Below are 25,863 nucleotides of genomic sequence, written 5' to 3' on the forward strand. Positions count from 1 at the left end.
ATCGGTTGTGTATGACTACGACCTGTTGGTGCTGGGCTCCGGACCCAGCGGTCAGAAGGCCGCGATCGCCGCCGCCAAGCTCGGCAGGCGCGTCGGCATCGTCGACCGCCGCGACATGATCGGTGGGGTGTGCATCAACACCGGCACGGTCCCCTCCAAGACGCTGCGCGAGGCCGTCCTCTATCTCACCGGGCTGAGCCAGCGAGACCTCTACGGCAGCAACTACCGGGTCAAGGAAGAGATCACGGTCAGCGACCTGGCGGCCCGGACCCAGCACGTGATCAGCCGGCAGACCGACGTCATCCGCAACCAGCTGGCCCGCAACCGGGTTGTGATGATCACCGGCACCGGCCGCTTCGCGGATGCGCACTCGATCTGGGTCGACGGCGGCTCCGGCCGCGAGTCGAAGGTGACCTTCGACAAGGTCGTCATCGCGGCGGGCACCCGCCCGGCCCGCCCGGACAGCGTCGACTTCGACGACCGGACGATCGTGGACTCCGACGGCGTCATCAACCTCCAGGCCGTCCCCCGCAGCATGGTCGTGGTCGGCGCCGGCGTGATCGGCATGGAGTACGCCTCCATGTTCGCCGCGCTGGGCACCAAGGTGACGGTGGTGGAACGCCGCGAGCGAATGTTGGATTTCTGCGACGACGAGGTCGTCGAGTCGCTGAAATACCACCTGCGCGACCTGTCGGTGGCGTTCCGCTTCGGTGAGGAGGTCGCCGCCGTGGAGAAGCACCAGACTGCCGCGCTGTGCATCCTCAAGAGCGGTAAGAAGATCGTCGCGGACACGGTCATGTACTCGGCCGGCCGGCAGGGCCAGACCGACGACCTGGCACTGGAGGCCGCCGGGTTGGAGGCGGACCGACGCGGCCGGATCAAGGTGGACGCCAACTACCGCACCTCGGTGGACCACATCTACGCGGTCGGCGACGTGATCGGTTTTCCCGCGCTCGCGTCCACCTCGATGGAGCAGGGTCGACTGGCGGCCCAGCACGCCTGCGGCGAACCGATCCGGGAGATGCACGGCCTACAGCCGATCGGCATCTACACCATCCCGGAGATCAGCTTCGTCGGGCAGACCGAGGCGCAGCTCACCGACACCTCGACTCCGTTCGAGGTCGGCGTCGCGCGTTATCGCGAGCTGGCTCGCGGCCAGATCGTCGGTGACTCGTATGGCATGCTCAAGCTGCTCGTCTCCCCCGACGACGGCCGACTGCTCGGGGTGCACGTGTTCGGCACCGCCGCCACCGAGATCGTCCACATCGGGCAGGCCGTGATGGGGTGCGGCGGCACGATCGACTACCTCATCGACGCCGTGTTCAACTACCCGACGCTGGCCGAGGCGTACAAGGTCGCCGCCCTGGACGCCTCCAACAAGATCCGCAACATCACCCGCATCGACGGCTAGTCACCGCCGACCTCCACCAGCTCCGCCAACTGGCCGCGGTAGTTCGGGCAGGTCGCGATGTCCTCGTGTGAGCAGTTCAGCCCGGCCTCCACCAGATTGAGCGCCGACCGCAGGGCCGCCATCCTGGCCCGCAGCGCGCCGTGGTTGCGGCGCAGCACGGCCTTGCGCACGGCGGGGTCCCCTGCGGCGAGGAACGCCCGGATGTCCGGCAGCGACAGGCCGGCCTGCTTCGCGCGCAGGATCGAGGCCACCCGGAACAGGTCGTCGCGGGTGTAGCGGCGATGACCGCCGGTGACCCGGGCGGGGCGGAGCAGGCCCACCGACTCCCAGTGCCGCAGTACGTGCGTCGGCAGGCCAAAGTGGTCGGCCACTGCACCGATCGTCATCGTGCTTGACTTCATGTCGACATTAAGTCCGAGCATGGCGGGCATGTCCAGTCTGCTAGCTGTCCTCGATGTCATGGAAAGCAAGCCCGCCGCCGTCGAACTGCGCGCCCGTTCCTACGAGTTGCTCGGCGACCTCACTGGCCGAACCGTCGTCGACGTTGGCTGTGGCAGTGGCCGCGCCGTCGCCGAGCTGGCCGAGCGCGGAGCCCACGCGCTCGGTGTCGACCTCGATGCCGAGATGATCGGCGTGGCCCGCAAGCGCTGGCCGGCCGGCGAGTTCCGTGTCGGTGACGCCACCGACCTGCCGCTGGAGACCGGATCGGTCACCTACTACCGGGCGGACAAGGTGTTGCACGTGCTCGACGACCCGGCGCGAGCCGTGGCCGAGGCCCGGCGGGTGCTCGCGCCGGGCGGCCGAGCCGTGCTGCTCGGCCAGGACTGGGACCTGATCGCCATCGACTCGGACGACTCGGGAACCACCCGTCGGCTGGTCCACGAGAAGGCGGACTCGCTGCCGTCGCCGCGCGTTGCCCGTAGGTATCGCAACCTGCTGCTCGACGCCGGGTTCACCGACCCGATCGTCGAGGTGCACACCACGGTGCTCACCGACGACACCGCGCTCGACCTGTTGAAACGGATCACCGACGAGGAGACCTGGCTCGCCGAGCAGACCGAGCGCGCACACGCGGACCGGATCCTCGTCGTCGTGCCGATCTTCCTCGTCGCCGCCCAGGCTTGACACCGAAGCGGTACCGAACTCGATGATCTGCTCCTCCAGTGATGTCGGTGCTGCCCGCTACCGTGCCGGCACTGTTGACAGCTGGAGGAAAGAGGCACTGGTGGGCGCATCCGGATGGAGCTACTTCGTGGCGTACCAGCCTGACCTGGACGCGGCGTTGGACGCCCTGCGGGAGACTGTCTTCGCCGAGGGACGGTACTGGTGGGCCCGGGGCGAGACCCCCAACTCGGCGAGCGACTACCCCGACCGGCCCGCCACGATGGAAGAGTTGTTCAACGACGAATGGGTGCAGGAATCGGGCACCCATTCCATTCTCGACGTCTACCGGGTCCTGGCCGAGGGCGAAAGGCCCGACTTCGGCACTGTCGAGCCGGTGAGCCCCGCCGAGGCGCTACGCGAGGCCGGCACCGAACGGCTCACCCGCGCGCACCTGGACGCGATCACGGGGCTGGCCGCAGAGCGTTGGTTCGGCCGTTGCGCCGTCCTGCACGACGGGCAGGGCAAGCCGGAGGAGATCTACTTCTGGGGCTTCTCCGGCGACTAACCCACCACCCCACCCCACCCCCGGTGATCAAGAGGTTTGCGTCATGCCACGCCGCACAGGCTGACGCAGATCTCCCGATCACCACGGGCTGGGGGGGTGGCCGGTGCGGGGGTGGGTAGGCCTCCGGTTCCTCTAGCTGGCCGCGCAGGTGGGGCTGAGGCTGCCGGCGGTGCCGTTGCCCTGGAAACCGAACTCGGTGGACTGCCCGGCGCCGACCTGGCCGTTGTAGGACACGTTCGTCCAGTTCGTCGTGCCGGTGTTACCGCTGGGGTTGGCGCTCCAGGAGTTGGTGACAGTCGCGCCGGACGGCAGGGTGATCGTCACGGTCCACCCGTTGAGAGCCGACGAGCCGGCCGTCACCCGTACGCTCGCCACGAAGCCACCGGTCCACTGGTTCACCGACGCCGTCGCGGTGCAGCCACCCTCCCCCGGAGGCGGGGTGGTGGGCGGCGGGGTCGTCGGCGGAGGGGTGGTCGGCGGGATGCTTGTGGGCGGGGCCGTCGTGGGCGGCGGGGTGCCGTTGTTGAGTGCGGCGAGCACCGCGTCGTACGCCGGCTTCTTGGAACTGTTGCTGTTGAACAGCAGCGGCGTCTGCGAGGCCCGCCAGGAGTCGCTGTCGCGGATGCCCCACACGGTGATGCCGTTGCACCGGGCCACGGCCAGGCAGTCCTCGACGACCCTGCGGTAGGTGTCCGCCGACGCTCCCTGGATGTCCAGCTCGGTGATCTGCACGTCCACACCCAACGCGGCGAAGCTCGACAACGTGGTGCGGTAGTTGCTCGCGTACGGCGATTCGTTGTTGAAGTGCGACTGGAAACCGACGCAGTCGATCGGCACCCCGCGGGCCTTGAAGTCCCGCACCATGTTGTAGACACCCTGCGTCTTGGCCCAGGTCCAGTTGTCGGTGTTGTAGTCGTTGTAGCAGAGCTTCGCACCCGGGTCGGCGGCGCGGGCGGCACGGAACGCCGCCTCGATCCAGTCGTTGCCGGTGCGCTGCAGGTTCGAGTCACGACGGCCACCCGAGTTGCCGTCGGCGAACGCCTCGTTCACCACGTCCCAGGAATAGATCTGCCCCCGGAAGTGGGTCGCCACCTGCGTGATGTGGTTGAGCATCGCGGTGCGCAGCGCGGTGCCCTCCATGCCCTGCATCCACCCCGGCTGCTGGCCGTGCCAGGCCAGGGTGTGCCCGCGTACCTGCATCCCGCGACTGCGCGCGTGGTTGACGATCTGCTCGGACGAGGCGTAGCTGAACCGGCCCTGCTGCGGCTCGGTGGCGTCGATCTTCATCTCGTTCTCGGGCGTCACCATGTTGAACTCACGGTTCAGGATCGTGGTGTACGCGCTGTCGGCGAGCTTGTACGCGGCCACCGCCGTACCGAAGTAGCGACCCTGCTCGGCGGCGGACGCGCCGAGCGTGGTCCCGGCGGAGGCGGGTGCCGTCACGAACAGCGCCATGCCGGCGGCGAGCGCGGCCGCGCCGGTCAGCGCGATCACGGCTCTCGATGCCGCCTTCCATCTGGTGTTTCTCATCGTGCGACTCCTTCTGTGGTGGTGGAAGGGGAGATCAGGACACCGCACACTCGGCACCGTTCAGGGCGAACGACGAGGGTTTGCCGGTGCCGCCCTCGTGGGTGGCCTGGAAGCCGATCTCGACCGACGCGTTCGGGGCGATGGTGGCGTTGTAGGAGGCGTTGCTGGCGGTCACCGCGCCGCTGGCCGGTGCGTACTGCGCGTTCCAGCCGTTGGTGATGCGTTGCCCGGTGGGCAGCGTGAAGGTCAACGCCCACCCGTTCACGGCGGCCGTCCCGGTGTTGGTGATGATCACGCTCGCGGTGAGCCCGTTGCTCCAGGCGTTGACCGTGTAGCCGACCCGGCAGGCGCCCGCACTCGGCGGCGGCGTGGTCGGGGGCGGCGTGGTCGGGGGCGGCGTGGTCGGCGGCGGCGTGGTCGGGGGCGGGGTGGTGGGTGGTGGCGTCGTCGGGGGTGGCGTGGTCGGCGGTGGCGTCGTGGGCGGCGGGGTGGTGGTGCCGTCCAGGCCGAAGAAGCGGATGACCTGCGCGGCGTCGACCGGCAGGTTGTGCGTGACACCCTGCATGCTGATCGCCTCGACCGGCGCCGTCGGGCCGCTGCTGCCGTACCGGGTGCGGGTGTAACCGGACTGCGGCGAGTCGGTGTACGTGGGGGTCTGGCTCAACCCGTGCACGTTGGTCCACTGCTTGACCTGCTCACCGAAGTTCGGGTAGCGCAGCGTGTCGTCGTTGGTGCCGTGCCAGATCTGCATGCGGGGCCGCTGGCCGGTGTAGCCGGGGTACGCCCCACGGACCAGGTCCCCCCACTGCTGCGGGGTCTTGATGAGCTGCCCGTTCGCGCACTGGCTGTTCCACTCGGAGCTGCCTCCGGTGGCGAAGCAGCCGAACGGCACCCCGGCGAACGAGGCGCCCGCCGCGAACACGTCCGGGTAGTCACCCAGCATGACGTTTGTCATCATCGCGCCGGACGAGGTGCCGGTGGCGAAGATCCGCGCCGGGTCGGCGGCGTAGCGCTGCCGCACGTAGTCGACCATCGACATGAGCCCGACCGGGTCGCTGCCCCCGCCGCGGCGCAGGGCCTGCGGTGAGGCCACGTCCCAGCACTTGCTGCTGCGGGTCACCGACGGGTAGATCACGATGAACCCGTACCGGTCCGCGAGGGACGCGTACTGGGTGCCGGAGTGGAATGCCGGGCCCGACCCGGTGCAGTAGTGCAGGGCGAGCAGGACCGCCGGTCGGGTGGCCACCCGGTCCGGGACGTACAGGTGCATCTGGAGGTTTGTGGGGTTGGTGCCGAAGCCGGTCACCTGGGTCAGCGTCGCCGCCGACGCCGGGGTGGCGAACGTCAGCGCGGCGGCGGCCAGCGTCAGGGCCGCCATGGCGGCGCCGAGCAGCCTTGTCTTGAGTGTCATCGATCGCGATCCCTCGGGAGATAGGCGCGTGGAAGAGGACTGAAGTCGAGGACTGCCCTTCGCCCGACCCTGACCCGGCTCGCGTGACGAAGCCAGCTTCGATCGAGATATCTCGATTGTCAATACTTCCGGAAACCTTTCGCGGCAACGGATTCCGGGCTCACCTGCACTGCCGGCGACCACCACCGGCCCGACCACCGGCGGCCGGTCGCGGGCTATTATCGGGATGTTCTCGAAACGTGCCGGACATCCAATTCCCTCGCGCGACCCCCCCTACGAGCGTCCGGCGGACGACGCCGTGGGCACGAAGGAGGAGCAGTGAAGATCGTTGATGTCAGGGTCATCCTGACGTGTCCCGGCCGCAATTTCGTCACCCTCAAGATCGTCACCGACGAGGGGGTGACAGGTGTCGGAGACGCCACCCTCAACGGCCGGGAGCTGGCCGTCGCGTCCTACCTGCGCGACCACGTGGCGCCCCTGCTGATCGGCCGGGACCCGGCCCGCATCGAGGACACCTGGCAGTACCTGTACCAGGGGGCGTACTGGCGGCGCGGCCCGGTCACGATGAGCGCCATCGCCGCCGTGGACACGGCCCTGTGGGACATCAAGGGCAAGGTCGCCGGCCTGCCGGTCTACCAACTGCTCGGTGGTCGGTCCCGCGAGGGCGTCACCGTGTACGGCCACGCCAACGGCGAGACCGTCGAGGAGGTGCTGGTGGAGGTCGCCCGCTACGTCGACCTCGGCTACCGGGCGGTCCGGGTGCAGTGTGGAGTGCCGGGCCTGCCCAAGACGTACGGAGTCAGCACCGACAAGTTCTTCTACGAGCCGGCCGACGCCGCCTTGCCCAGCGAGGCGACCTGGTCGACGCCACGGTATCTGGCGCACGTGCCGAAGGTGTTCGCCCAGGTACGCGACGAGTTCGGCCCGACCCTGCGGCTGCTGCACGACGTGCACCACCGGCTCACCCCGATCGAGGCGGCCCGGCTCGGCCGCAGCCTGGAGCCCTACGCGCTGACCTGGATGGAAGATCCGGTCCCCGCCGACCTCCAGGAGGGCTTCCGGCTGATCCGGCAGCACACCACCACCCCGATCGCCGTCGGTGAGGTGTTCAACAGCATCTTCGACGCCGCCCAGCTCATCCGGGAGCAGCTCATCGACTACATCCGGGCCACCGTGGTGCACGCCGGCGGGATCACCCACCTGCGCCGCATCTTCGACCTCGCGGCGCTGCACCACGTCCGCAGTGGATCACACGGTGCCACCGACCTGTCCCCCGTCTGCATGGCCGCCGCGCTCCAGCTCGACATCTCCATTCCCAACTTCGGCCTTCAGGAATACATGCGGCACACCGAGCAGACCGACGAGGTGTTCCCGCACGGCTACCACTTCGCCGACGGCTACCTGCACCCCGCCGAGACGCCCGGCCTCGGGGTGGACATCGACGAGGAGGCAGCGGCCCGCTACCCGTACTCGCCGGCGTACCTGCCGGTGAACCGGCTGGAGGACGGCACGGTGCACCCCTGGTGACCGAGTGGCGCACCCGGCCGGCCCGCTCGGGCCGGCCGGGTCAGTAGATGCACCGCCCGCGCTCGTCCGGCACCCCGGACTTGCGGTAGAAGTAGGTGTTGACCTGGTCGCGCCACTCGGTGGCGGAGCGCACCTGCTCGTCGAGACGTTCGGCCACCCGCTCGTACACCGCCGGGTCGATCATCCCCTTCAGGGTCTGCCACCGCCGGCGCATCGCCGTCACCTCCTCGACACCCGCGAAGTGCGTGTCGTAGATGTGCTGGATGACCGTCGACCCGCTGTGCAGGACGTGCTGGTACGGCACATGGTGAAAGAAGAGCAGCAACTCGTCGGGGCAGGTCTCGGGCGACTCGTACACTTCGGCCCAGTACGGCGGGTACTGCCCGGCGAAGCCGGTGCCCGACACGCGGCTGCGGTCCACGCCGACGCCGTCGCGGTCGGCGAAGTGGTAGGTGCCCCACCGCGAGTACTCGTACCCGTCGACGCCGGGGCCGTAGTGGCCGTCGGGGTTGACCATGAAGCCGACGCCCAGCGGGGCGGTGTACCGCTCGTAGGTGCGCCACGAGTCGTCCATGATCTCGTGCAGTGTCCGCCGCACCAGCTCCGGTTCGGCGGTGGCCGACGGCGGGAAGGTCAGCGTCATCCACTCGTCGAGGACCGTCGTCGGGTCCGCTCGGGGATCCCAGGCGAGCCGGCCGAACGCGTACAGGTTGGCCTGCGCCAACGGATGCCCGGTCCAGAAGAGGTCGTCGCCCACGTTGGCGACGGCGACCAGCCCACCGCCCGCCGCCGACTCTCCCGTGACCACGTCGGCGATCGTCCGGCCACCCGGCCCCCAGGGCGCGAAGCTCAGCACCTCACTCCACCACGGGCCGAGGTGGCAGACGTGCCGCTGTTGACCCGTGTACTCCTGGGTGACCTGCAACTCCACCGCCAACCGGGTCGCCGGCATCGCCGCGAGCACCGGTGACACCGGCTCGCGGGTCTGGAAGTCCACCGGACCGTGCTTCACCTGCACGACGACGTTGGTGCGGAACCGCCCGTCGAGCGGGGCGAAGTGGTCGTACGCGGCGCGGGCCCGGTCGGTGGACCGGTCCCGCCAGTCCTGGTGGTGGTTGTAGACGAACGCCCGCCAGTGCACCACTCCCCCGTGCGGGGCGAGGGCCTCGGCGAGCAGGTTCGCCCCGTCGGCGTGGTCGCGCCCGTAGGTGAACGGGCCGGGTTGCCCCTCCGAGTCGGCCTTGACCAGATAGCCGCCGAAGTCGGGGATGCGCTCGTACACCCGCCTGGTGGTCGCGGCCCACCAGGCTCGCACCGTCTCGTCGAGGGGGTCGGCGGTCGGCAGGCCACCCAGGACCACGGGTGCGGCGAAGCTGACCGACAGGTGCACCCGGATGCCGTACGGGCGCAGCACGTCCGCGATCTCGGCCACGTCGCCGATCCGGTCGGTGAGCAGCAGCGCCTCGGTACGGGCCACGTTGACGTTGTTCACCGAGATGGCGTTGACGCCGCTGGCGGCCAACAGTCGCCCGTACTCCCGGATCCGGGCCAGGTCGCCGCGCGGACAGCCGTCCTGCCAGAAGATCGAGCCGCCGGCGTATCCCCGTTCGACCTGGCCCATCACCGGGTGCACGGCCACGTTGTCCCAGTGGTTGAGCATCCGGCGGCGCAGCGCGGGCCGGTGCCGCTCCGGCGGACGGGCCGGGTCGAAGGCCCCCGCGCAGAGCCGGACCACGTGGAAGAGCCCGTACAGCAACCCGGCCGGCGCGTCGGCCAGCACCACGGTGACCTGGTCGGCGCGGGCCAGCAGGAACCCCTCGTCGCCGAGCGTCCCGCCGTCGCCGAGCTCGACGAGCGCCGCCTCGGCCGCCGACCGCGCCGCCTGCACCGCCGGGCTGGGCAACTCGCTCGCGCCCCGCAGGACGAGCACCAGGTCGACGTCGACGTCCCAGGAGGGGGAATGCCAGACCCGCCCGCCGTAGCGCGCACAGGCCCGCGACACCTCGTCGAGGACGGTGTCGACGAGCAACCCGTCACCGTGGACGAGAACGCGCCGTGCACCGAGGGCCCGGAACGCCTCCGGTGGCAGCCAGGCCGCGTGCACGCGCGGCTCGTCGCCCTCCAGCGGCTCGTCGACGAACATCAGTTGCTCCAACTCCACCGACTCTTCGGCGTTCACCGATCCTCCTTCAGCACGACGACGCCGTACGACGGCGGTCGTTGCGAAGCACCGGCCACGTCGTAGCGGGACAGCGCCCGGTCGAAGACGCCGATGGCGACCAGGTCGATCCGGACGGTGTCGAAGAGAGGATAGCCCCACTTCAATGGATCTTCAGGCGGCCGTTGCGGGTTGTGGTCGCCCCGGGCGGGCATCTCGGCGGTGACGGGCAGGCTCATCGGGTGAACTCCTGCCGGGTCAGCCGCACCATCGGGTCGCTGACGCGCAGGAGCGCCAGGACCGCGACCGAACCGAACATCGCCAGCACCGCCTCGGAGAGGACCGCGGTGATCCCGGCCGCCGCGGCCAGCAGCAGCGCGGTGCCGACGGTGACCCCGGGGGTACGCACGAGGAAGTGCACGGCCAGCCGAAGGACGTCGCGGGTGCGGAAGTCGAACAGCGAGGTGATCACCAGGGCGTTCGCCGCGCAGAGCGTCACACCCACTCCGAGCAGGACCAGCGGCGCCGCCCACCAACCGGGCAGGCCGACCGCACCCCGGTAGGCGAGGTTCACGGCGAGCACGGTCAGCCACAGCAGCGTCGGCACCCAGACGCGCAGCGCGCCGGACAGGTTGGCCCGGTACCCGCGCCAGAACACGCTGGCGGGCCGCAGGTCGGTCAGGTCGGTGCGCTGGTGGTGCAGGGCGTACAGGGCAGCGGAGAGCGCCGGCCCGAGCGGCACCAGGAGGAGGGCGGCCAGCGGCAGGTTGCTGGGGTCGCGGCCCAGCAGCAGCAGCGGGAGCAGGCCGGGCAGGGTGGTGAGCAGGAGCAGCAACTCGACGACGAGCAGGATGTAGACACGCGAGGTGATCCGCGACAGCGGTCCGTCGCCGAACTGTCGCCAGGTGCGCGCAGCGCTCACCGCTGTCCCCTCCGATCGCGACGGCCGGGGCCGACGCGGCGCCGCCCCGGGCTGGTGGTCGTCGGGGAGTCCGGTCGGGGGCCCCGCTGGACCGCCCGCCCGGACTCCCCGCTGATCAGCCGTTGTCCTTCTGGAACCGCTCGTACGCCTTGTTGACCACGTCGATGTACTGCTCGGAGTTCTTGGCCTTCAGCTCGGCCACGTAGGCGTCCCACTCGCTGAGGGGCCGCTGGCCGAGGGCGAACTTGAGCGTGTTCTGGGTGACGAAGTCCTTCAGCGGGGTCTCCCAGAGCGACACCTGCTCGCGTTCCTCGTCGGTGAACGGGTGCGGCGGGGGGACCTCCCGCGGCTTGCGGGCGTCCATCACCTTCTGGAACTCCAACTCCTCCGGGGAGAAGAACCCACGGACCAGGTCGGGGCCGCCGCCGTAGGCGAAGACGCCGTTCTGGAAGCCGAAGTCCTTCTGCAGGTGCTTGGTCGCCTTCGGGTTGAGCCCCAGGAAACTGACGTCAGGGACGAGCGTGCGCTTGCCGGACGCGTCCTTGGTGAAGGTGGTGCCCTCGACGCCCCAGCGGGCGAACTCCAAACCTGCGTCCGAATACCACAACCAGTCGATGAACTGCATCATGGCCACGAAGTTCTTGCTCTCTCGGGCCTTCGAGGAGATCATGATGCCGTTCTCCAGGCGGGGGAACGGGTTGACCTCGCCGGCCGGGCCGATCGGCAGCGGGATCTTGGCCATCTTCGCGTTCGGCAGGGTCTTGGCCAGGTCGGGCCGGTGGTTGTTGACAAGCGTCTGCGCGTTGCCGGTGACCACGAAGGACTTGCCGTTGGCGAGCTTCTGGCGGGCCTGGTCGTCGGTCTGGGTGAAGCTCTCCGGGTCGAGCAGGCCCTCGGCGACGAGCTTGTGCAGGAACGTGACCATCTGCTTGTACTGCTCGGACGAGCCGGTGTAGGTGAACTTCTTCTCCGCCGGGTTCCAGGTGGCGTGCTGGAAGTCCCAGCCCGCGTAGGTGCCGTGGGCCGAGCCGAGGAGGTTCAGCAGGGCGCCGGTCGGGTTGGGCTTGCTGAAGAGGTCGGAGTACGGGTAGACGTTCGGGTACTTCGCCTTCATGGCCTTGAGCACGGTGTACAGGTCGTCCCAGGTCTTCGGGACGGGGAGGTTGAGCTCCTGCATGATGTCGGTGCGCACCAGCACCGTGTAGTCCTGCGTGGGCTTCTCGTGCAGGCCGGGCAGCAGGTAGAACTTACCGTCGGCCTGCCGCAGGTTGTCGATCTCCGGCTTGAGGTTCCACTTGGCGATCTTGTCCTTGAGGTTGGGCATCAGATCCAGGTAGTCGCTCACCGGGAGGATCGCCCCGGAGGCCACGAACGCGTCCTCCTGCGGGTGGTACGTCTTGGGGATGATCAGCGGGGCGTCCCCGGCGCCGATCAACAGGCTGCGCTTCTGCTCGTAGTCGCTCAGCGGCACGGCCACCGGCTCGATCTTGACGTTGGTCCGCTTGGTCAGCTCCGACCAGAACGCCCAGTCCTCCTTGAGCGGATAGAAGGTGTGGTTGTTGTAGAGGGTGGAGAAGGAGAGCGCCTCGGTGGCCTTGAACTGGTCGCCGACGCCGTAGGTGGCCATCGCCCCGACCTTGTTCTCCGAGAGGTCCGTCGACTCGCCGGGGTCCTCGGAACAGGCGGTGCTGAGAGTGAGCGCGAGCAGACCCGCGGTGGCTATCGCCACCCGGCGCCACGTCTTGTGGAGCATGGCTCGTCCTTTCGGTGGTGGGGATTCGAAGGTGGGACGGTGCAGCGCCGGCGTCACCCCTTGACCGCGCCGAGCATCACGCCGCGGACGAAGTACCGCTGGACGAAGGGGTAGACCGCCAGGATCGGCAGGGTGGTGAGCACGATCGTCACGGCCTCGAGGGTGGCCGCGGCCTGGACCTTGTCGGCGTCGGCGGCGGCGGACTCGGCGCTGGTGGCGCCCGCGATGAGGTTGCGCAGATAGACCGTGACCGGCAGCAGGTCCTGCCGGTCGATGTAGAGGAACGCGGTGAACCACGAGTTCCAGAAGGACACCGCGTAGAAGAGCACCATCGTCGCGATGATCGCCTTCGAGAGCGGCAGCACGATCCGCAGCAGGATGCCGTACGTGTTCAGCCCGTCGACGGCGGCGGCCTCCTCGAGCTCGCTCGGCAGGCTCTCGAAGAACGCCTTCATGACCAGCAGGTTGAACACGCTGATGGCGTTGGGGACCACCACGGCCCAGATGGTGTTCTTCATCCCCAGGCTGGTGACCAGCACGTAGTTGGGGATCAGGCCGCCGGAGAAGAACATGGTGAACAGCGCGATGCCGACCAGGACACCGCGCCCCTTGAGCTGCGGTTTCGACAGCACGTACGCGTAACAGGTGGTCAGCACGATCGAGATGAGCGTGGCGACCACCGTGTATACCACCGTGTTGCGGTAGTTCGTCCAGAACAACCCGTCGGACATCAACAGCTTGTACGCGGTCAGGTCGAACCCGCGCGGGACGATGCTCACCTTCCCCGTGATGATGTACGCCTCTTCGCTGAGCGAGCGGGCCACGATGTTGAGGAACGGGAACAGCGTCACGACCACGACGCCGATCAGGACGACCGTGTTGACGATCCGGAAGATCCGGTAGCCCCGGCTGTCCACCGGACCCCGCGTCTTCGGGGCGTCGCTTTTCGTACCGAGGATCACCACAGGCTGGTCCCCACCGTGCGCCGCGAGATGAGGTTCGCCGTCAGGACCAGGATCAACCCGATCACCGCCTCGAAGAGGCCGATGGCGGCGGCGTAGCTGAAGTTGCTGGACTGGAAGCCCATCCGGAACAGATAGGTGGAGACCACGTCCGCGGTCGGGTACGTCAGCGGGTTGTAGAGCAGCAGGATCTTCTCGAACCCGACTGCCAGGAAGTTGCCGATGTTGAGGATCAGCAGCGTCATCATCGTCGGCCGGATCCCCGGCAACGTCACGTGCCAGGTCTGCCGCCACCGGCTGGCGCCGTCGATCCGGGCCGCCTCGTACAGGTCCTCGTCGACAGTGGTGAGCGCGGCGAGGTAGAGGATCGTCCCCCAGCCGACGGTCTGCCAGACCTCGGACGAGACGTAGATGGTGCGGAACCACTCCGATTTCTGCAGGAATGCCACCGGCTCCCCGCCGAACAGGCCGACGAGCTGGTTGGCCGCGCCACCGACCGAGGTCAGTTGCATGACCATCGCCGCCACGATCACGATCGACAGGAAGTGCGGCAGGTAGGACACCGACTGGACGAACCGCTTGAACCGGCGGGCGCGCACCTCGTTGAGCATCAGCGCCAGCACGATCGGCAGCGGGAAGCAGAACAGCAGGGTCAGCGTCCCGAGCACGAGCGTGTTGGTGAAGACCTCCCAGAACGTCGGGTCGGTGAGGAACATCCGGAAGTACCGCAGGCCGACCCAGTACTCACCGAAGATGTTGCCGCCGGGCTTGAAGCGGCGGAACGCGATGATGTTGCCGAGCATCGGCAGATAGCGGAAGACCAGGAAGAACAGCAGCGGCAGGACGGCCAACGAGTAAAGCTGCCAGTCCCGGCGCAGGGCCTGCCGCCAGCTCCGCCGCCGGCGCGGTGCTCTCGGGGCGGGGCCGGAGGCCTCCGTCGGAGACTGGGGCGGTGCCGGCGGCGGTGGCCGTAGGGTCGATGTCATCCTCGGTCTCCTAGGCGGGATGCGGGACGGCCACGAGGGGCTCCACCCGCACCGACGTGAGCAGGTCCCGCTGGTGGCCGACCTGGCGCTCGACGCCGGTCAGCCGCAGTGGCAGGGTCGCCACCGCGTCGCCGCTCGACCGGCCGAACCGCAGCTCCACCTCGCCGGGCTCGACGACCCGCCGGCCGGACAGCCCGCTGAACGAGGCCAGGTCGGCCGGTACGCCGAACGTCACGTGCGCCGCCTCGCCGGGCTCCAGCGGCAGTCGGGTGTAGCCGACCAGCCGGACCACCGGGCGGGTGGTCTGCGCGACCGGGTCGTGCAGGTAGAGCTGCACCACCTCGGTGCCGGCCCGGTCACCGGTGTTGGTGACGGTGATCCGCACCCGCACCTCGCCGTCGACCGGCCACGCCGCCGGCTCGTCCCGCGTCTCGCCCGCCGGGTCGACCACGGCGGCGTCGGACCACTCGAAGGTGGTGTAGCTCAGCCCGTGACCGAACGGGTACGCCGGGGTCGGGTCGACCGAGGAGACCTTGGTGCGGCGCCCGAGCGGCGGCGACAGGTAGGTGCCCGGCAACCCGCCGGCATGTCGGGGAACGCTGACCGGCAACCGCCCGGACGGGTTCACGGCACCGGTGAGCACCTCGGCGAGCGCCTGCCCGCCGAGCTGCCCGAGGAAGAACGCCTGCACCACTGCCGCCGCGCTGTCGAACTCCGGGCCGAGCGCGTAGGGGCGGCCGGTCATCAGCACCAGGACGACCGGGGTGCCGGTGGCGAGGACGGCCCGGACGAGATCGGCCTGCACACCGGGCAGCCGCAGGTCGACGGCGTCGCAGCCCTCACCGGAGGTGCCCCGGCCGAACATGCCCGCGCGGTCACCGACGGCGAGCACGCACAGGTCGGCGGCGGCCGCCGCGGCGACCGCGGCCGGGATGCCGGAGGTGTCCTCGCCGGTGATGGTGCAGCCCGGCTCGTGGGTGAGCAGCGGGACGCGTCGGGCCAGCTCGTCGCGCAGCGAGGGGATCTCCAGGCCGAGCCCGTGCTCGCTGTGGTGGATGCCCACGTGGTTGGGGAACGAGTAGCAGCCGAGCATGGCCATCGGGTCGTCGGCGACCGGGCCGACCAGGGCGACCCGGCTGCCGGCGGGCAGCGGGAGGACGCCGCCGTTGCGCAGCAGGACGACGGACTCCCGGGCCAGGCGCACGGCCACGTCCTGGCTGACCTCGTCGTCGAACCGCAGGGCCGCCACGTCGTCGGGCAGCTCCTGCCAGTCCGCGTCGAGCAGGCCGATCTCGATCTTCTGGATCAGCACCCGCCGCAGTGCCCGGTCGATCAGCGCCTCGTCGACGTCGCCGCGGCGGACGGCCTCGACCAGCGGGGTGCCGAAGGTGTCCACGGTGGGCAGCTCGACGTCGATCCCGGCGCGCAGGGCGAGCCGGGCCGCGTCGGCGGCGTCGCCGGCGACACCGTGCAGGGTCTGCAGGAATCGGACGGCGAAGTAGTCGGCGACCACGATGCCGGTGAAGCCCCACTCGTCGCGCAGCAGGCCGGTCAGCAGTGCCTCGTCGGCGGCGACGGGCAGGCCGTCGATCTCGGCGTAGGAGTTCATCACCGACCGGGCGCCGCCGAGGCGCAGGGCCATCTCGAACGGCGGCAGGATCACGTCGGTCAGCTCCCGACGACCCATCGGCACCGGCGCGTGGTTGCGCCCGCCCCGGGAGGCGGAGTAGCCGGCGAAGTGCTTGAGGGTGGCGACGACACCGGCGCCCTCCAGCCCCCGCACGTACGCGGCGCCGGTGGTCCCCACCAGGTAGGGGTCCTCACCGATCGTCTCCTCGGTGCGGCCCCAGCGGTAGTCGCGGGTGACGTCGAGCACCGGCGCGAGCCCCTGGTGCACACCCGCGGCGCGCATGGAGCGCCCGATCCGGTCGGCCATCACCTCGACCAGCTCCGGATCGAAGGACGCGCCCCAGCTCAGCGGGGTCGGGTAGACGGTGGCCCGCCAGGCCGCGAACCCGGTGAGGCACTCCTCGTGCACCTGCGCCGGAATGCCGAACCGGCTGGCGGCGACGATCTGCGCCTGGGAGGCGGCGAGCGACCGGGCACCGAGCACCGGGTCGACGGGCGCGGTGCCGAACGGTCGGGTGAGCTGGCCCAACCCGTACTGGATGACGGTGCTCCACGGCGGGAGTTCACTGATCATGTCGGACTGGTGTGGGGCGACACCCTCGCCGGAGGCGTCCGCGCCGACCCAGACTCCGATGAGTTGCGCGATCTTCTCCTCGAGTGTCATCAACGGCAGGAGCGCCTCGGCCCGTTCGGTCGGCGACAGCTGGGGATCGCGCCACGGCGCGCCGTCGTTGTCCACGGGCAACTGACTTCTCATGCCATGACCCCTTAGCTCCGGCCACATCCCCGTGCCCTGGTGGAACCAGTTCGGTGGCGGACGTTTACCCGATCCGAAACTTTCCGGAAGCCTGCGCGACCTTTTCGGCAACCTAAGTGCCCCATCGATGGGTGTCAAGAGTCCCAACTGGACTCCGGCGGTCGCTCGGCGCACACGGTGACTCCACCATCGGCACTCTGTCGCGAACCGGGGGCAGAATGGTCCGCGAAACGGACGGGTCGACTGCCGCAACGGCTGGCGCGATCGGCCAATCGTGTTAGGGTCTCCCGAAATTTTCGGATGTCGTATGGGGCCGCGATGACAGAGCACCGCCCGCTCGACCCACCCGCCTCCACCACCATCGCGACAATCGCCCACGATGTCGGCGTCTCGGTCGCCACGGTCTCCAAGGTCCTCAACGGACGTGGCGATGTCGCTCCGGGCACCAGAGCACGGGTGGAGGCGAGCCTCGATCGCCACCAGTACCAGCGCCGTGTCCGGCGACCCTCGACCAGCGGGGGGCGGATCCATCTCGTGTTCCACGAGTTCGACACCGGGTGGGCCATGGAGATCCTGCGCGGCGTGGAGGCGGTGACCACCGCGGCCGGCGTCGGGATGTCGGTCGCCCAGCTCGACGGCGCGCACCGCCCCCCGGCCCGATGGCTGGACACGATTCTCGCCGACCGCCCGTTGGGCGTGGTGTTCGTCCTCTCCCACCTGGCCGAGGCCCAACAACAACACCTGCGGCGTCAGGGCATTCCGTTCGTCGTCGTCGACACCGACAGCGCGACCTCGGCCTCCGTACCCACCGTCGGTTCGAACAACTGGAACGGTGGACTGCTCGCCGCCCGGCACCTCCTCGAGTTGGGGCACCGACGGATCGCCATCATCTCCGGGCCGCCCGACGTGCTCTGCAGTCGTGCCCGCGCCGCCGGCTTCCAGTCGGCCCACGACGAGGCCGGGCTCACCGTCGACCGCGAGCTGATCCGCTACGGCAGCTTCTCCGCGGGCGCCGGGCACGCCCACGGGCTGGAACTGCTCCGCCGGCCGGTTCGCCCCACGGCGATCTTCGCCGGTTCCGACATCCAGGCCATGGGGGTGCTCCGGGCCGCCCGCCAGTGCGGCCTGCGGGTGCCCGAGGACCTGTCGGTGATCGGGTACGACAACCTCCCGGTCTCCACCTGGACCGACCCGGCCCTCACCACGATCAACCAGCCGTTGCGGGACATGGCGGGCATCGCCACCCAGATGTTGCTCGACCTGACCAGGGGCAACGAGCCGGCGACCAGCCGGATCGACCTGGTGACCGAGTTGGTCGTCCGGGAGAGCACCGCACCCCCCGCCAGCACCGCACCCCCCGCCAGCCCGCACTGACCCGAGCCCCCTGCGAGGACCCGTGCCCCACTCCGCCGCCCTGCTCGACGACCTCCAGCGGTACGCGCCCGAGATCGTGGAACCCGACGACTTCGACGAGTTCTGGCGCGACACCCTCACCGAGGCGGCCAGCCGACCGGTGCTCGTCGACGTCCGTCCCGAGCCGACCGACCTGCGCCTGCTCGACTCCTGGGACGTCACGTTCGCGGGCTTCGGCGGCGACCCGGTCCGGGCCTGGTACACCCGCCCCGCCGGGGTGGCGGGGCCACTGCCCGCCGTCGTCGAGTACGCCGGCTACGGCCGTGGTCGCGGCCTGCCCCACGAGCGGCTGACCTGGCCCACGGCCGGGTACGCCCACCTGCTGATGGACAACCGGGGCCAGGCGGGCCAGTACGGCGCCGGGGACACCCCCGACCCGCACGGCGCACCCGGCGGGCCCTGGCCGGTTACCTGGGGGATCCTCGACCCCCGCGACTACCACTACCGGCGTCTGATCACCGACGCGGTCCGGGCGGTCGAGGCCGTCCGCGCCCTGCCGGGGGTCGACGGCGCCCGGGTCGCCGTGGTCGGCAACAGCCAGGGCGGCGGCGTGGCCCTGGCGGTGGCCGGCCTGGTCGGCGACCTTCGCGCGGTGTTGAGCACCGCCCCGTTCCTGTGCGACATGCGGCGGGCCGTCCAGTTCAGCGAACCCGCGCCGTACGGCGAGATCGCCCGGTACCTGGCCGTGCACCGGGAGGCGGAGGACGCGGTCTGGCGCACCCTGTCCTACGTCGACGGCGTCAGCTTCGCCCGGCGGGCGACCGCGCCGGCACACTTCGGGATCGGGCTGCGGGACACCGTGTGCCCACCGAGCACCGGCTTCGCCGCCTACAACCAGTACGGGGCGGCGGCCCGGCTCCCGGTGCCGCCCGCGCGCGAGATGCACGTCTACCCGTTCAACGGTCACGAGGGCGGCGAGGCCGTGCACGTCCGGCGTCAGCTGCGCTGGCTCGACTCGACGCTGCACCCGGCTGTCCCCTCCCGCGGGTAGGCGCGCCGTCCGGGGCATGATGCATAGCCGGACGCCGATCTATTGCCGATGTTAGCGATAACACGTTAGGGTGCGTCAGGCGAGGTGCAGGGCACACTTCCGCCACGGATCATCGGTCTGTCGGCTCCGACCCTCGATGACCCGTGCCAGCCGCAGCGCCACGACCACCAGTGTCGACGTCCGGGTTCCTGGTCGTTGCGCGCAGCCCGCCTACCGCGTCCTGGCGGCGGCCGTCTCCTGGTGGTCGCCGTTGTCGCGCGCCCTCACCACCAGAGGATGTCCCATGAGCAGTGCACCGCTCGGCCACCCCGTCCCTCCGACACCCACCGCGACGACGCCGAGGCCCCGGCGAGCCCGCCGGTGGTGGGCGGCGCTGGCCGCTGCCGCGGCCATGGCCGCGGCCGTACCCATCGCGACCACGCCGGCGAGCGCCGAATCCAACGGCGGCGTACGCGTGATGCCCCTCGGTGACTCGATCACCGACGGGTTCAACGTCGCGGGCGGCTACCGGATCGAGCTCTGGCAGCGGTTCATCGCCGGCGGCTACCGGATCGACTTCGTCGGCTCCCAGTTCAACGGCCCGGCCAGCCTCGGCGACCACGACCACCAGGGCCACTCCGGATGGACCATCGCCCAGATCGACGCCAACGTGGTCAACTGGTTGCGGGCCACGAATCCCCGGACCGTGCTGCTGCACATCGGCACCAACGACATGTACGGCGACACCTCCGGCGCCCCGGGCCGACTGGCCACCCTTGTCGACCGGATCACCAACACCGTCCCGAACGCGGACGTGTTCGTCGCGACGATCATCCCGAAGTCGGGCGCGGACAACCAGGTCCGGGGATACAACGCGGCGATCCCCGGGATCGTGCAGACCAGGGCCGCCGCCGGCAAACGCGTCCACCTGGTCGACATGTACCGCGCCCTGACCCTCAGCGACCTGGCCGACGGGGTGCACCCCAATGCCACCGGCTATCGGAAGATGGCCGTGGCCTGGTACGACGCCCTGCGGACGGTGCCCGGCAGCATCGGCGGCGACCCGCCACCGACCACTCCCCCACCGACCACGCCGCCGCCCACCACGCCCCCGCCCACCACGCCGCCTCCGACCACACCGCCTCCGACCACGCCGCCGCCGTCCGGCGGGTGCCGCGTCACGTACACGGTCAACGCCTGGGGCAACGGGCTCACCGCGGCGGTCTCGGTGGCCAACACGGGCAGCACGCCGGTCAACGGTTGGGCACTGGCGTTCACGCTGCCGGGCGGGCAGACCATCACCGGCGGCTGGAACGCCGACTACTCCCCGTCGAGCGGGGCGGTGACCGCCCGTAACGTCTCCTACAACTCGACGATCGCGCCGAGCACCTCGGTCGACATCGGCTTCCAGGCCACCCACACCGGGAACGCCGGCCGACCGTCCGCGTTCACCCTCAACGGCACCGCCTGCGCGGTCGCCTGACGGTTCTGTCGCGGTGCCGGGCCGCACGGGCCCGGCACCGCGCCCCTCGTCCAGAGCACAGGCCCGCGTCACGGCGGGAGATTATTGACCGGCCGTGTCGATCCGCGCGCCGCTCGTTCGACATGGGGGTGTGCGGGCCCGGAGGCGGCCCCGCCGGACGAGGAGAACACGATGTCGAAGTACATGCTGATCATGCGGGGCACCGACGAGACGAACGCGGCCATGATGGCCACCATCGACGAGGCGATGGCCGCGACCGGCCGGTTCATCGAGGAGATGATGGGGGCCGGTGTGCTCGTCGCGGCCGAGGGGCTGGACGACCCGGGCCGGGGCGTCGTGGTCGACTTCAGCGGCGAGGCCCCGGTGGTCACCGACGGGCCGTACGGCGAGACCCGGGAACTGTTCGGTGGCTACTTCCTGCTCGATGTCGCCACGAAACAGGAGGCCGTCGAGTGGGCCACCCGGTTCCCGGCGGTCCGCGGGTCCAAGATCGAGGTCCGGCGGGTGGCCGAGGCCGACGAGGTTCCGCCGGGCAGCGAGAGCAACGGCCAGATCTGATGGGTACGGCCGACGTCGAGGCCGTCTGGCGGGTCGAGTCGGCCCGGATCGTCGCCGCGCTGACCCGGTTCACCGGCGATTTCGAGCTGGCCGAGGACGCGGCCCAGGAGGCGGTGGCCGAGGCGCTGGTGTCGTGGCCGCGTGCTTCTCCGGCCAACCCGGCCGGCTGGCTGATGGCCACCGCCCGGCGGCGGGCGATCGACGCGATTCGCCGCCGGGTCGCCCTGCACGACCGGTACGCCCTGCTGGCGGCCGACCCGGCGGTCCACTCGGTGCTCGACAGGGACGTCGATCTCGACCGGATCGACGACGACGTCCTGGCGCTGATGTTCGTCAGCTGCCACCCGGTGCTCTCCCCGCAGGGCCGGGTGGCGCTGACCCTGCGCGTGGTCGGCGGCCTGTCCAGCGAGGAGGTCGCCCGCGCGTTCCTGGTCCCGGTGCCGACCGTGCAGGCCCGCATCACCCGGGCCAAGAAGACGATCGCGGCGGCCGGGGTGCCGTTCGAGCTGCCGCCGGCCGGCGAGCGCCGGGACCGTCTGGCCGGTGTGCTCAGCGTCCTCTATGTGATCTTCACCGAAGGGTCGACGGCCACCTCGGGCGACCGACTGTTGCGCCCCGACGTGGCGTACGAGGCGGTCCGGCTGACCCGCACGCTCGCCGCGTTGCAGCCGGACGAACCGGAGGTGCACGGCCTTCTCGCGTTGTGTGAGCTGACGGCCGCACGCTTCCCGGCCCGGACCGGCCCGGACGGTGCGCCGGTCCTGCTCGCGGATCAGGACCGCCGGTTGTGGGACTCCTCGGCGATCCGCCGTGGGCTGACCGCGCTGTCCAGGGCATCGGCTCGCGGCCTCGGCCCGTACGGCCTACAGGCCGCGATCGCCGCCACCCACGCGTCGGCCCCGTCGGTCACGGAGACCGACTGGGACCGGATCGTGGTGCTCTACGAGGCACTCGGCCGGGCCACGCCCTCACCGGTGGTCGAGCTCAACCGGGCCGTCGCCGTGGCCATGGCCTCGGGTCCAGCTCGGGCCCTGGCCATCGTGGACGAGCTGATCGCCGCGAACCGGCTCCCCGGCTCGCATCTGGTCCCGACCGTACGCGGTGAGCTACTGACCCGCCTCGGCCGGCGAACGGAGGCGCGCACCGAACTGGAGCTGGCCGCCCGGCTCTGCGCCAACCAGCGCGAACGCGCGGTGCTCCTGGGCAAGGCGGCGGCGCTGAGCTGACGTCGCCAGCCGTCGGCCCGATCCGTTGAGGAAGGAGGGGCGGCGACGGGATCCCGTCGCCGCCCCGTCAGCGTGCGGTGGTGCTCAGGAGGCGGTGCAGGAGAGCACCTGTGGGCGTGTCCAGTTGCCGTTGGCCATGGTGGTGAAGCCGAAGACGTTGCCGCTGCCGTTCGACCGCATCGTCATGACGTTTCCGCTGCTGTCCCAGCTGGGGCTGCCGTTCCAGGTGGCGGACACCTTCTGTGGCGGGGTGACGGCCACCACGACGCTCCAGTTGCTCGCCCCGCTGACTGTCACCTGACTGTTGAACCGGTCGCCCCACCGGGTGCTGTCCTGCAGGGTCGCGGTGCAGTCGCCGCCGGGCGGAGGCGTGGTGGGCGGCGCCGTGGTCGGCGGCGCCGAGGTGGGCGGGACGGAGGTCGGCGGGACGGAGGTCGGCGGGACGCTTGTCGGCGGCGCCGTCGTCGGGACCGGGGTGCCGTTGTTCAGCGCGGCGAGCACGGCGTCGTACGCGGCCTTCTTGGAACCGTTGCTGTTGAACAGCAGCGGCGTCTGCGAGGCCAGCCACGAGTCGCTGTCGCGGATGCCCCAGACCGTGATGCCGTTGCAGCGGGGCACGGCCATGCAGTCCTCCACCACGCTGCGGTAGGTGTTCGCCGGAGCGCCCTGGATGTCCAGCTCGGTGATCTGCACGTCCACGCCCAGCGCCGCGAAGCTGGACAACGTGGTGCGGTAGTTGCTCACGTACGGCGAGTTGTTGTTGAAGTGCGACTGGAAACCGACGCAGTCGATCGGCACGCCACGGGCCTTGAAGTCCCGCACCATGTTGTAGACACCCTGGGTCTTCGCGTGCGTCCAGTTGTCGGTGTTGTAGTCGTTGTAGCAGAGCTTCGCGGTCGGATCGGCGGCGTCGGCCGCCCGGAACGCCGCCTCGATCCAGTCATTGCCGGTGCGCTGCAGGTTCGAGTCGCGGCGACCCCCGGAGCTGCCGTCGGCGAACGCCTCGTTCACCACGTCCCACGCCACGACCTGACCCCGGAAGTGCGTGGCCACCTGCGTCACGTGGTTGAGCATCGCCTGCCGCAACGCACTGCCACTCATGCTCTCCATCCAGCCCGGCTGCTGCGAGTGCCAGGCAAGGGTGTGGCCCCGCACGCTCATGCCGCGGCTGCGCGCGTGGTTGACGATCTGCTCCGCCGCCCCGTAGCTGAACCGGCCCTGCTGCGGCTCGGTGGCGTTCATCTTCATCTCGTTCTCGGCCGTGACCATGTTGAACTCACGGTTCAGGATCGTGGTGTACGCGTTGTCGCTCAACCGGCTCGCGGCCACCGCGGTGCCAAAGTAGCGACCCTTCTCGGCGGCGGACGCGCCCAGGGTGGTTCCGGCGCTCGCCGTGCTCGGCAGGAACGCGGCACCTGTCGCGGCGAGCAGAGCCGCGGCGGCGAGGACGATAGCCGTACGCGCTCGTGGGCCCGCCGGTGGGCGGGTGTCCCCGTGGCACCTCTCGGTCATGTCTCTTCCTTCCGGTGGACCCGGACGGGGTGTCTGACGCGGCACCCCGGTGGGTGGTGGGGTATCGGGTCGAGACCACGCACGAAAGGGGTGCCCGGGAAGAGGCACATGCCCTCGATCATCGACTCCGATGGATGTGGAGTATGTCAGCGCCGCTGATCGACGAGCAACAATTTCCGGAAGTTTTACGAGACCCCAGGGGCGCCGTTCAGCAGCCGAAGACGCAGCCGTCCAGGTGGGCGGCCATTCGGCAGGTGCACGGTGTCGGGAGCCGACGAGCGCGGCGGAGCCGCGGCGCTGGAAGGACCGCAAATTCCGGAACTTCTCCGCAAGGCAGAGCCGGGCTGGACCGCCGTCAACTCGTCGCGAGGTAGAGCCGGCTGACGGTCTCGGCCACACAGACGGGCTTGCCGCCGCCGTCGCTCTGCACGGTGACCGTCGCGACCACCTGTACGCCGCCGGTCACCGGGGACACCTCGGCGATGGTGGCCGTGGCCCGGACCGCGGCGCCGACCGACACCGGGGCGGGGAAGCGCACCCGGTTCAGCCCGTAGTTGACCCCCATCGCCACGCCCTGCACCCGGTAGAGCCGGCCGGCCAGCGCCGGCAGCAGCGACAACGTCAGGTACCCGTGCGCGATGGTCCCGCCGTACGGCCCCGACGCGGCCCGGACCGGATCGACGTGGATCCACTGGTGGTCGTCGGTGGCGTCGGCGAAGAGGTCGACGCGGCTCTGCTCGATCCGTTCCCACGGACCGGGCCCGAGGGTCTCGCCGACGGCGGCGGTCAACTCGTCGAACGAGGTGAAGACTCGCACGGCAGGTCTCCTTGACACTAGAAGGCGTTGACGCCGGTGAGCGCGCGTCCGATGAGGAGTTGCTGGATCTGGCTGGTGCCCTCGTAGAGGGTGGCGACCCGCGCGTCCCGCAGGTACTTGCCGACCGGATACTCGTCGATGTAGCCGTACCCGCCGAAGACCTGGACCGCGTTGTTGGCCGCGCGGACGGCGGCCTCGCTGGCGAAGAGCTTGGCCATCGACGCCTCGGTGGCGTACGGCTGGTCCCGGTCGATCAGATCGGCCACCTGCCACACCAGCAGCCGGGCGGCGGCGGTGTCCACGGCGATGGCGGCGAGCAGTTGCTGGACGAGTTGGTGCCCCGCGATGGGTTTGCCGAACTGGGTCCGCTGCCCGGCGTAACCGACCGCCGCGTCCAGGCAGCCCTGGGCGATGCCGACACACCCGGCGGCCACCGACATCCGGCCCTTGGCGAGGGTGGCCAGGGCCAGCCGGAACCCGCCGCCCTCGGCGCCGAGGCGGGCCGCGTCGGGCACGCGTACCTCGTCGAGGCGCAACTCGCCGGTGGCCTGGCCGCGCAGGCCCAGCTTGCCGTGGATCTCCCGGCGGGCCAGCCCCGGGCTGTCGGTGGGCACCAGGAACGCGGTGACGCCCCGGTGTCCCGGACCGCCGGTGCGGGCGAAGACCAGCGCGACATCGGCGGTGGTGCCGTTGGTGATGAACGTCTTCGTGCCGGTGAGCAGCCAGTCGGTGCCGTCGCGGACCGCGCGGGTCCGCAGCGCGGCCGCGTCCGAGCCGCTGTCCGGCTCGGTCAGCGCGAAACAGCCGAGAGCGGTGCCGGCGCAGAGCCGGGGCAGCCACTCGGCCCGCTGCTCGGCCGTGCCGTGGGCGGCGATCGACTTCGCGACCAGGCCGAGGGAGACCGAGACGATGCCGCGCACCGCCGAGTCGCCCCGGCCGAGCTCCTCCAGGACCAGGCAGTACGCCAGGTGGTCGCCGCCGGAGCCGCCGTCGGCCTCGGCGATGGTCAGCCCCAGGAAGCCCAGGTCGCCGAGCAGGCCGACGATGGCCGGGTCGACCGACTCGCGTCGGTCCCAGGCGGCGGCGTGCGGCACCAGCTCGCGGTCGGCGAACTCGGCGGCCAGCTGGCGGACCGCGGCCTGCTCGGCGGAGAGGGTGAGGTCCATGAC

General features: G+C 70.4%; 22 protein-coding genes. 9 read left to right on the plus strand and 13 right to left on the minus strand.

The window, feature by feature from the left end:
• The first annotated feature begins 7 nt into the window (after nucleotides 1-7).
• Nucleotides 8-1,411: a Si-specific NAD(P)(+) transhydrogenase gene (gene sthA / locus AB0B57_RS01400; RefSeq protein WP_357063851.1), complete on the plus strand. Its 1,404-nt coding sequence runs from the start codon at nucleotides 8-10 to the stop codon at nucleotides 1,409-1,411.
• Here sthA and AB0B57_RS01405 read toward each other — a convergent pair.
• Nucleotides 1,408-1,797 carry a MerR family transcriptional regulator gene (locus AB0B57_RS01405; RefSeq protein WP_357063853.1) on the minus strand — a complete coding sequence of 130 codons (390 nt, stop codon included), beginning with the start codon at nucleotides 1,795-1,797 and terminating at the stop codon, nucleotides 1,408-1,410. The two genes, sthA and AB0B57_RS01405, sit on opposite strands and share 4 nt — an antisense overlap.
• 43 nt (nucleotides 1,798-1,840) lie before the next feature.
• Between AB0B57_RS01405 and AB0B57_RS01410 the strand changes: the two genes are divergently transcribed.
• Both AB0B57_RS01410 and AB0B57_RS01415 read left to right on the plus strand, forming a co-directional pair.
• Nucleotides 1,841-2,536: a methyltransferase domain-containing protein gene (locus AB0B57_RS01410; RefSeq protein ID WP_357063856.1), complete on the plus strand. Its 696-nt coding sequence runs from the start codon at nucleotides 1,841-1,843 to the stop codon at nucleotides 2,534-2,536.
• A gap of 100 nt (nucleotides 2,537-2,636) precedes the next feature.
• Entirely contained in the window at nucleotides 2,637-3,080 is a 444-nt protein-coding gene (locus AB0B57_RS01415) for a hypothetical protein (RefSeq protein WP_357063859.1), read from the plus strand.
• A 132-nt stretch (nucleotides 3,081-3,212) separates the two neighbouring features.
• On the opposite strand, the gene AB0B57_RS01420 is transcribed toward AB0B57_RS01415, so the two are convergent.
• Together AB0B57_RS01420 and AB0B57_RS01425 are read right to left on the minus strand one after the other, a co-directional pair.
• Nucleotides 3,213-4,535, minus strand: coding sequence for an endo-1,4-beta-xylanase (locus tag AB0B57_RS01420; protein ID WP_357064495.1), 1,323 nt, complete (start codon nucleotides 4,533-4,535; stop codon nucleotides 3,213-3,215).
• A 109-nt stretch (nucleotides 4,536-4,644) separates the two neighbouring features.
• Nucleotides 4,645-6,021: a PHB depolymerase family esterase gene (locus AB0B57_RS01425; protein WP_357063861.1), complete on the minus strand. Its 1,377-nt coding sequence runs from the start codon at nucleotides 6,019-6,021 to the stop codon at nucleotides 4,645-4,647.
• 318 nt (nucleotides 6,022-6,339) lie between these two features.
• On the opposite strand from AB0B57_RS01425, the gene manD reads away from it, so the two are divergent.
• Nucleotides 6,340-7,548, plus strand: a complete 1,209-nt coding sequence (manD, locus tag AB0B57_RS01430) for a D-mannonate dehydratase ManD (protein ID WP_357063864.1) — start codon at nucleotides 6,340-6,342, stop codon at nucleotides 7,546-7,548.
• A 40-nt stretch (nucleotides 7,549-7,588) separates the two neighbouring features.
• On the opposite strand, the gene AB0B57_RS01435 is transcribed toward manD, so the two are convergent.
• The 7 genes from AB0B57_RS01435 to AB0B57_RS01465 all read right to left on the minus strand — a co-directional run bounded on the left by AB0B57_RS01435 (nucleotide 7,589) and on the right by AB0B57_RS01465 (nucleotide 16,715).
• On the minus strand, nucleotides 7,589-9,727 hold the full coding sequence (locus AB0B57_RS01435; protein WP_357063866.1) for an alpha-glucuronidase: 2,139 nt from the start codon (nucleotides 9,725-9,727) through the stop codon (nucleotides 7,589-7,591).
• Entirely contained in the window at nucleotides 9,724-9,945 is a 222-nt protein-coding gene (locus AB0B57_RS01440) for a hypothetical protein (protein WP_357063868.1), read from the minus strand. Before AB0B57_RS01440 ends, AB0B57_RS01435 begins: the two co-directional genes overlap by 4 nt.
• Nucleotides 9,942-10,628 carry a DUF624 domain-containing protein gene (locus tag AB0B57_RS01445; RefSeq protein WP_357063871.1) on the minus strand — a complete coding sequence of 229 codons (687 nt, stop codon included), beginning with the start codon at nucleotides 10,626-10,628 and terminating at the stop codon, nucleotides 9,942-9,944. Before AB0B57_RS01445 ends, AB0B57_RS01440 begins: the two co-directional genes overlap by 4 nt.
• Nucleotides 10,629-10,743: 115 nt before the next feature.
• The gene (locus AB0B57_RS01450) at nucleotides 10,744-12,381 is read right to left on the minus strand and encodes an extracellular solute-binding protein (protein ID WP_357063873.1); all 1,638 of its coding nucleotides are present in this window, start codon (nucleotides 12,379-12,381) and stop codon (nucleotides 10,744-10,746) included.
• Nucleotides 12,382-12,434: 53 nt separating this feature from the next.
• Entirely contained in the window at nucleotides 12,435-13,298 is an 864-nt protein-coding gene (locus AB0B57_RS01455; protein ID WP_357063876.1) for a carbohydrate ABC transporter permease, read from the minus strand.
• Between the two features lie 41 nt (nucleotides 13,299-13,339).
• On the minus strand, nucleotides 13,340-14,329 hold the full coding sequence (locus tag AB0B57_RS01460; RefSeq protein WP_357063878.1) for an ABC transporter permease subunit: 990 nt from the start codon (nucleotides 14,327-14,329) through the stop codon (nucleotides 13,340-13,342).
• Between the two features lie 10 nt (nucleotides 14,330-14,339).
• A complete protein-coding gene (locus AB0B57_RS01465; protein ID WP_357063881.1) occupies nucleotides 14,340-16,715 on the minus strand; it encodes a glycoside hydrolase family 3 N-terminal domain-containing protein in 2,376 nt (791 codons plus the stop codon).
• 318 nt (nucleotides 16,716-17,033) lie between these two features.
• On the opposite strand from AB0B57_RS01465, the gene AB0B57_RS01470 reads away from it, so the two are divergent.
• The 5 genes from AB0B57_RS01470 to AB0B57_RS01490 all read left to right on the plus strand — a co-directional run bounded on the left by AB0B57_RS01470 (nucleotide 17,034) and on the right by AB0B57_RS01490 (nucleotide 22,365).
• Complete coding sequence (locus AB0B57_RS01470; RefSeq protein ID WP_357063883.1) at nucleotides 17,034-18,089, plus strand: substrate-binding domain-containing protein; 1,056 nt, start codon at nucleotides 17,034-17,036, stop codon at nucleotides 18,087-18,089.
• A 22-nt stretch (nucleotides 18,090-18,111) separates the two neighbouring features.
• The gene (locus AB0B57_RS01475) at nucleotides 18,112-19,119 is read left to right on the plus strand and encodes an acetylxylan esterase (RefSeq protein WP_357063885.1); all 1,008 of its coding nucleotides are present in this window, start codon (nucleotides 18,112-18,114) and stop codon (nucleotides 19,117-19,119) included.
• A gap of 391 nt (nucleotides 19,120-19,510) precedes the next feature.
• Nucleotides 19,511-20,581 carry a cellulose binding domain-containing protein gene (locus AB0B57_RS01480; protein ID WP_357064496.1) on the plus strand — a complete coding sequence of 357 codons (1,071 nt, stop codon included), beginning with the start codon at nucleotides 19,511-19,513 and terminating at the stop codon, nucleotides 20,579-20,581.
• Nucleotides 20,582-20,752: 171 nt separating this feature from the next.
• Entirely contained in the window at nucleotides 20,753-21,139 is a 387-nt protein-coding gene (locus AB0B57_RS01485) for a YciI family protein (protein WP_357063888.1), read from the plus strand.
• A complete protein-coding gene (locus tag AB0B57_RS01490; RefSeq protein ID WP_357063891.1) occupies nucleotides 21,139-22,365 on the plus strand; it encodes a sigma-70 family RNA polymerase sigma factor in 1,227 nt (408 codons plus the stop codon). The genes AB0B57_RS01485 and AB0B57_RS01490 overlap by 1 nt, the downstream gene beginning before the upstream one ends.
• An 84-nt stretch (nucleotides 22,366-22,449) precedes the next feature.
• Here AB0B57_RS01490 and AB0B57_RS01495 read toward each other — a convergent pair whose 3' ends face one another.
• From AB0B57_RS01495 to AB0B57_RS01505, 3 genes are all read right to left on the minus strand, one after another.
• Nucleotides 22,450-23,877, minus strand: coding sequence for an endo-1,4-beta-xylanase (locus tag AB0B57_RS01495; RefSeq protein ID WP_357063894.1), 1,428 nt, complete (start codon nucleotides 23,875-23,877; stop codon nucleotides 22,450-22,452).
• 355 nt (nucleotides 23,878-24,232) lie between these two features.
• Nucleotides 24,233-24,694: a MaoC family dehydratase gene (locus AB0B57_RS01500; RefSeq protein ID WP_357063897.1), complete on the minus strand. Its 462-nt coding sequence runs from the start codon at nucleotides 24,692-24,694 to the stop codon at nucleotides 24,233-24,235.
• Nucleotides 24,695-24,711: 17 nt separating this feature from the next.
• A complete protein-coding gene (locus tag AB0B57_RS01505; protein WP_357063900.1) occupies nucleotides 24,712-25,860 on the minus strand; it encodes an acyl-CoA dehydrogenase family protein in 1,149 nt (382 codons plus the stop codon).
• Nucleotides 25,861-25,863 lie beyond the last annotated feature (3 nt).

This window comes from Micromonospora sp. NPDC049101 (genome assembly GCF_040648675.1).
In the GTDB taxonomy this organism is placed as follows: Bacteria; Actinomycetota; Actinomycetes; order Mycobacteriales; family Micromonosporaceae; genus Micromonospora.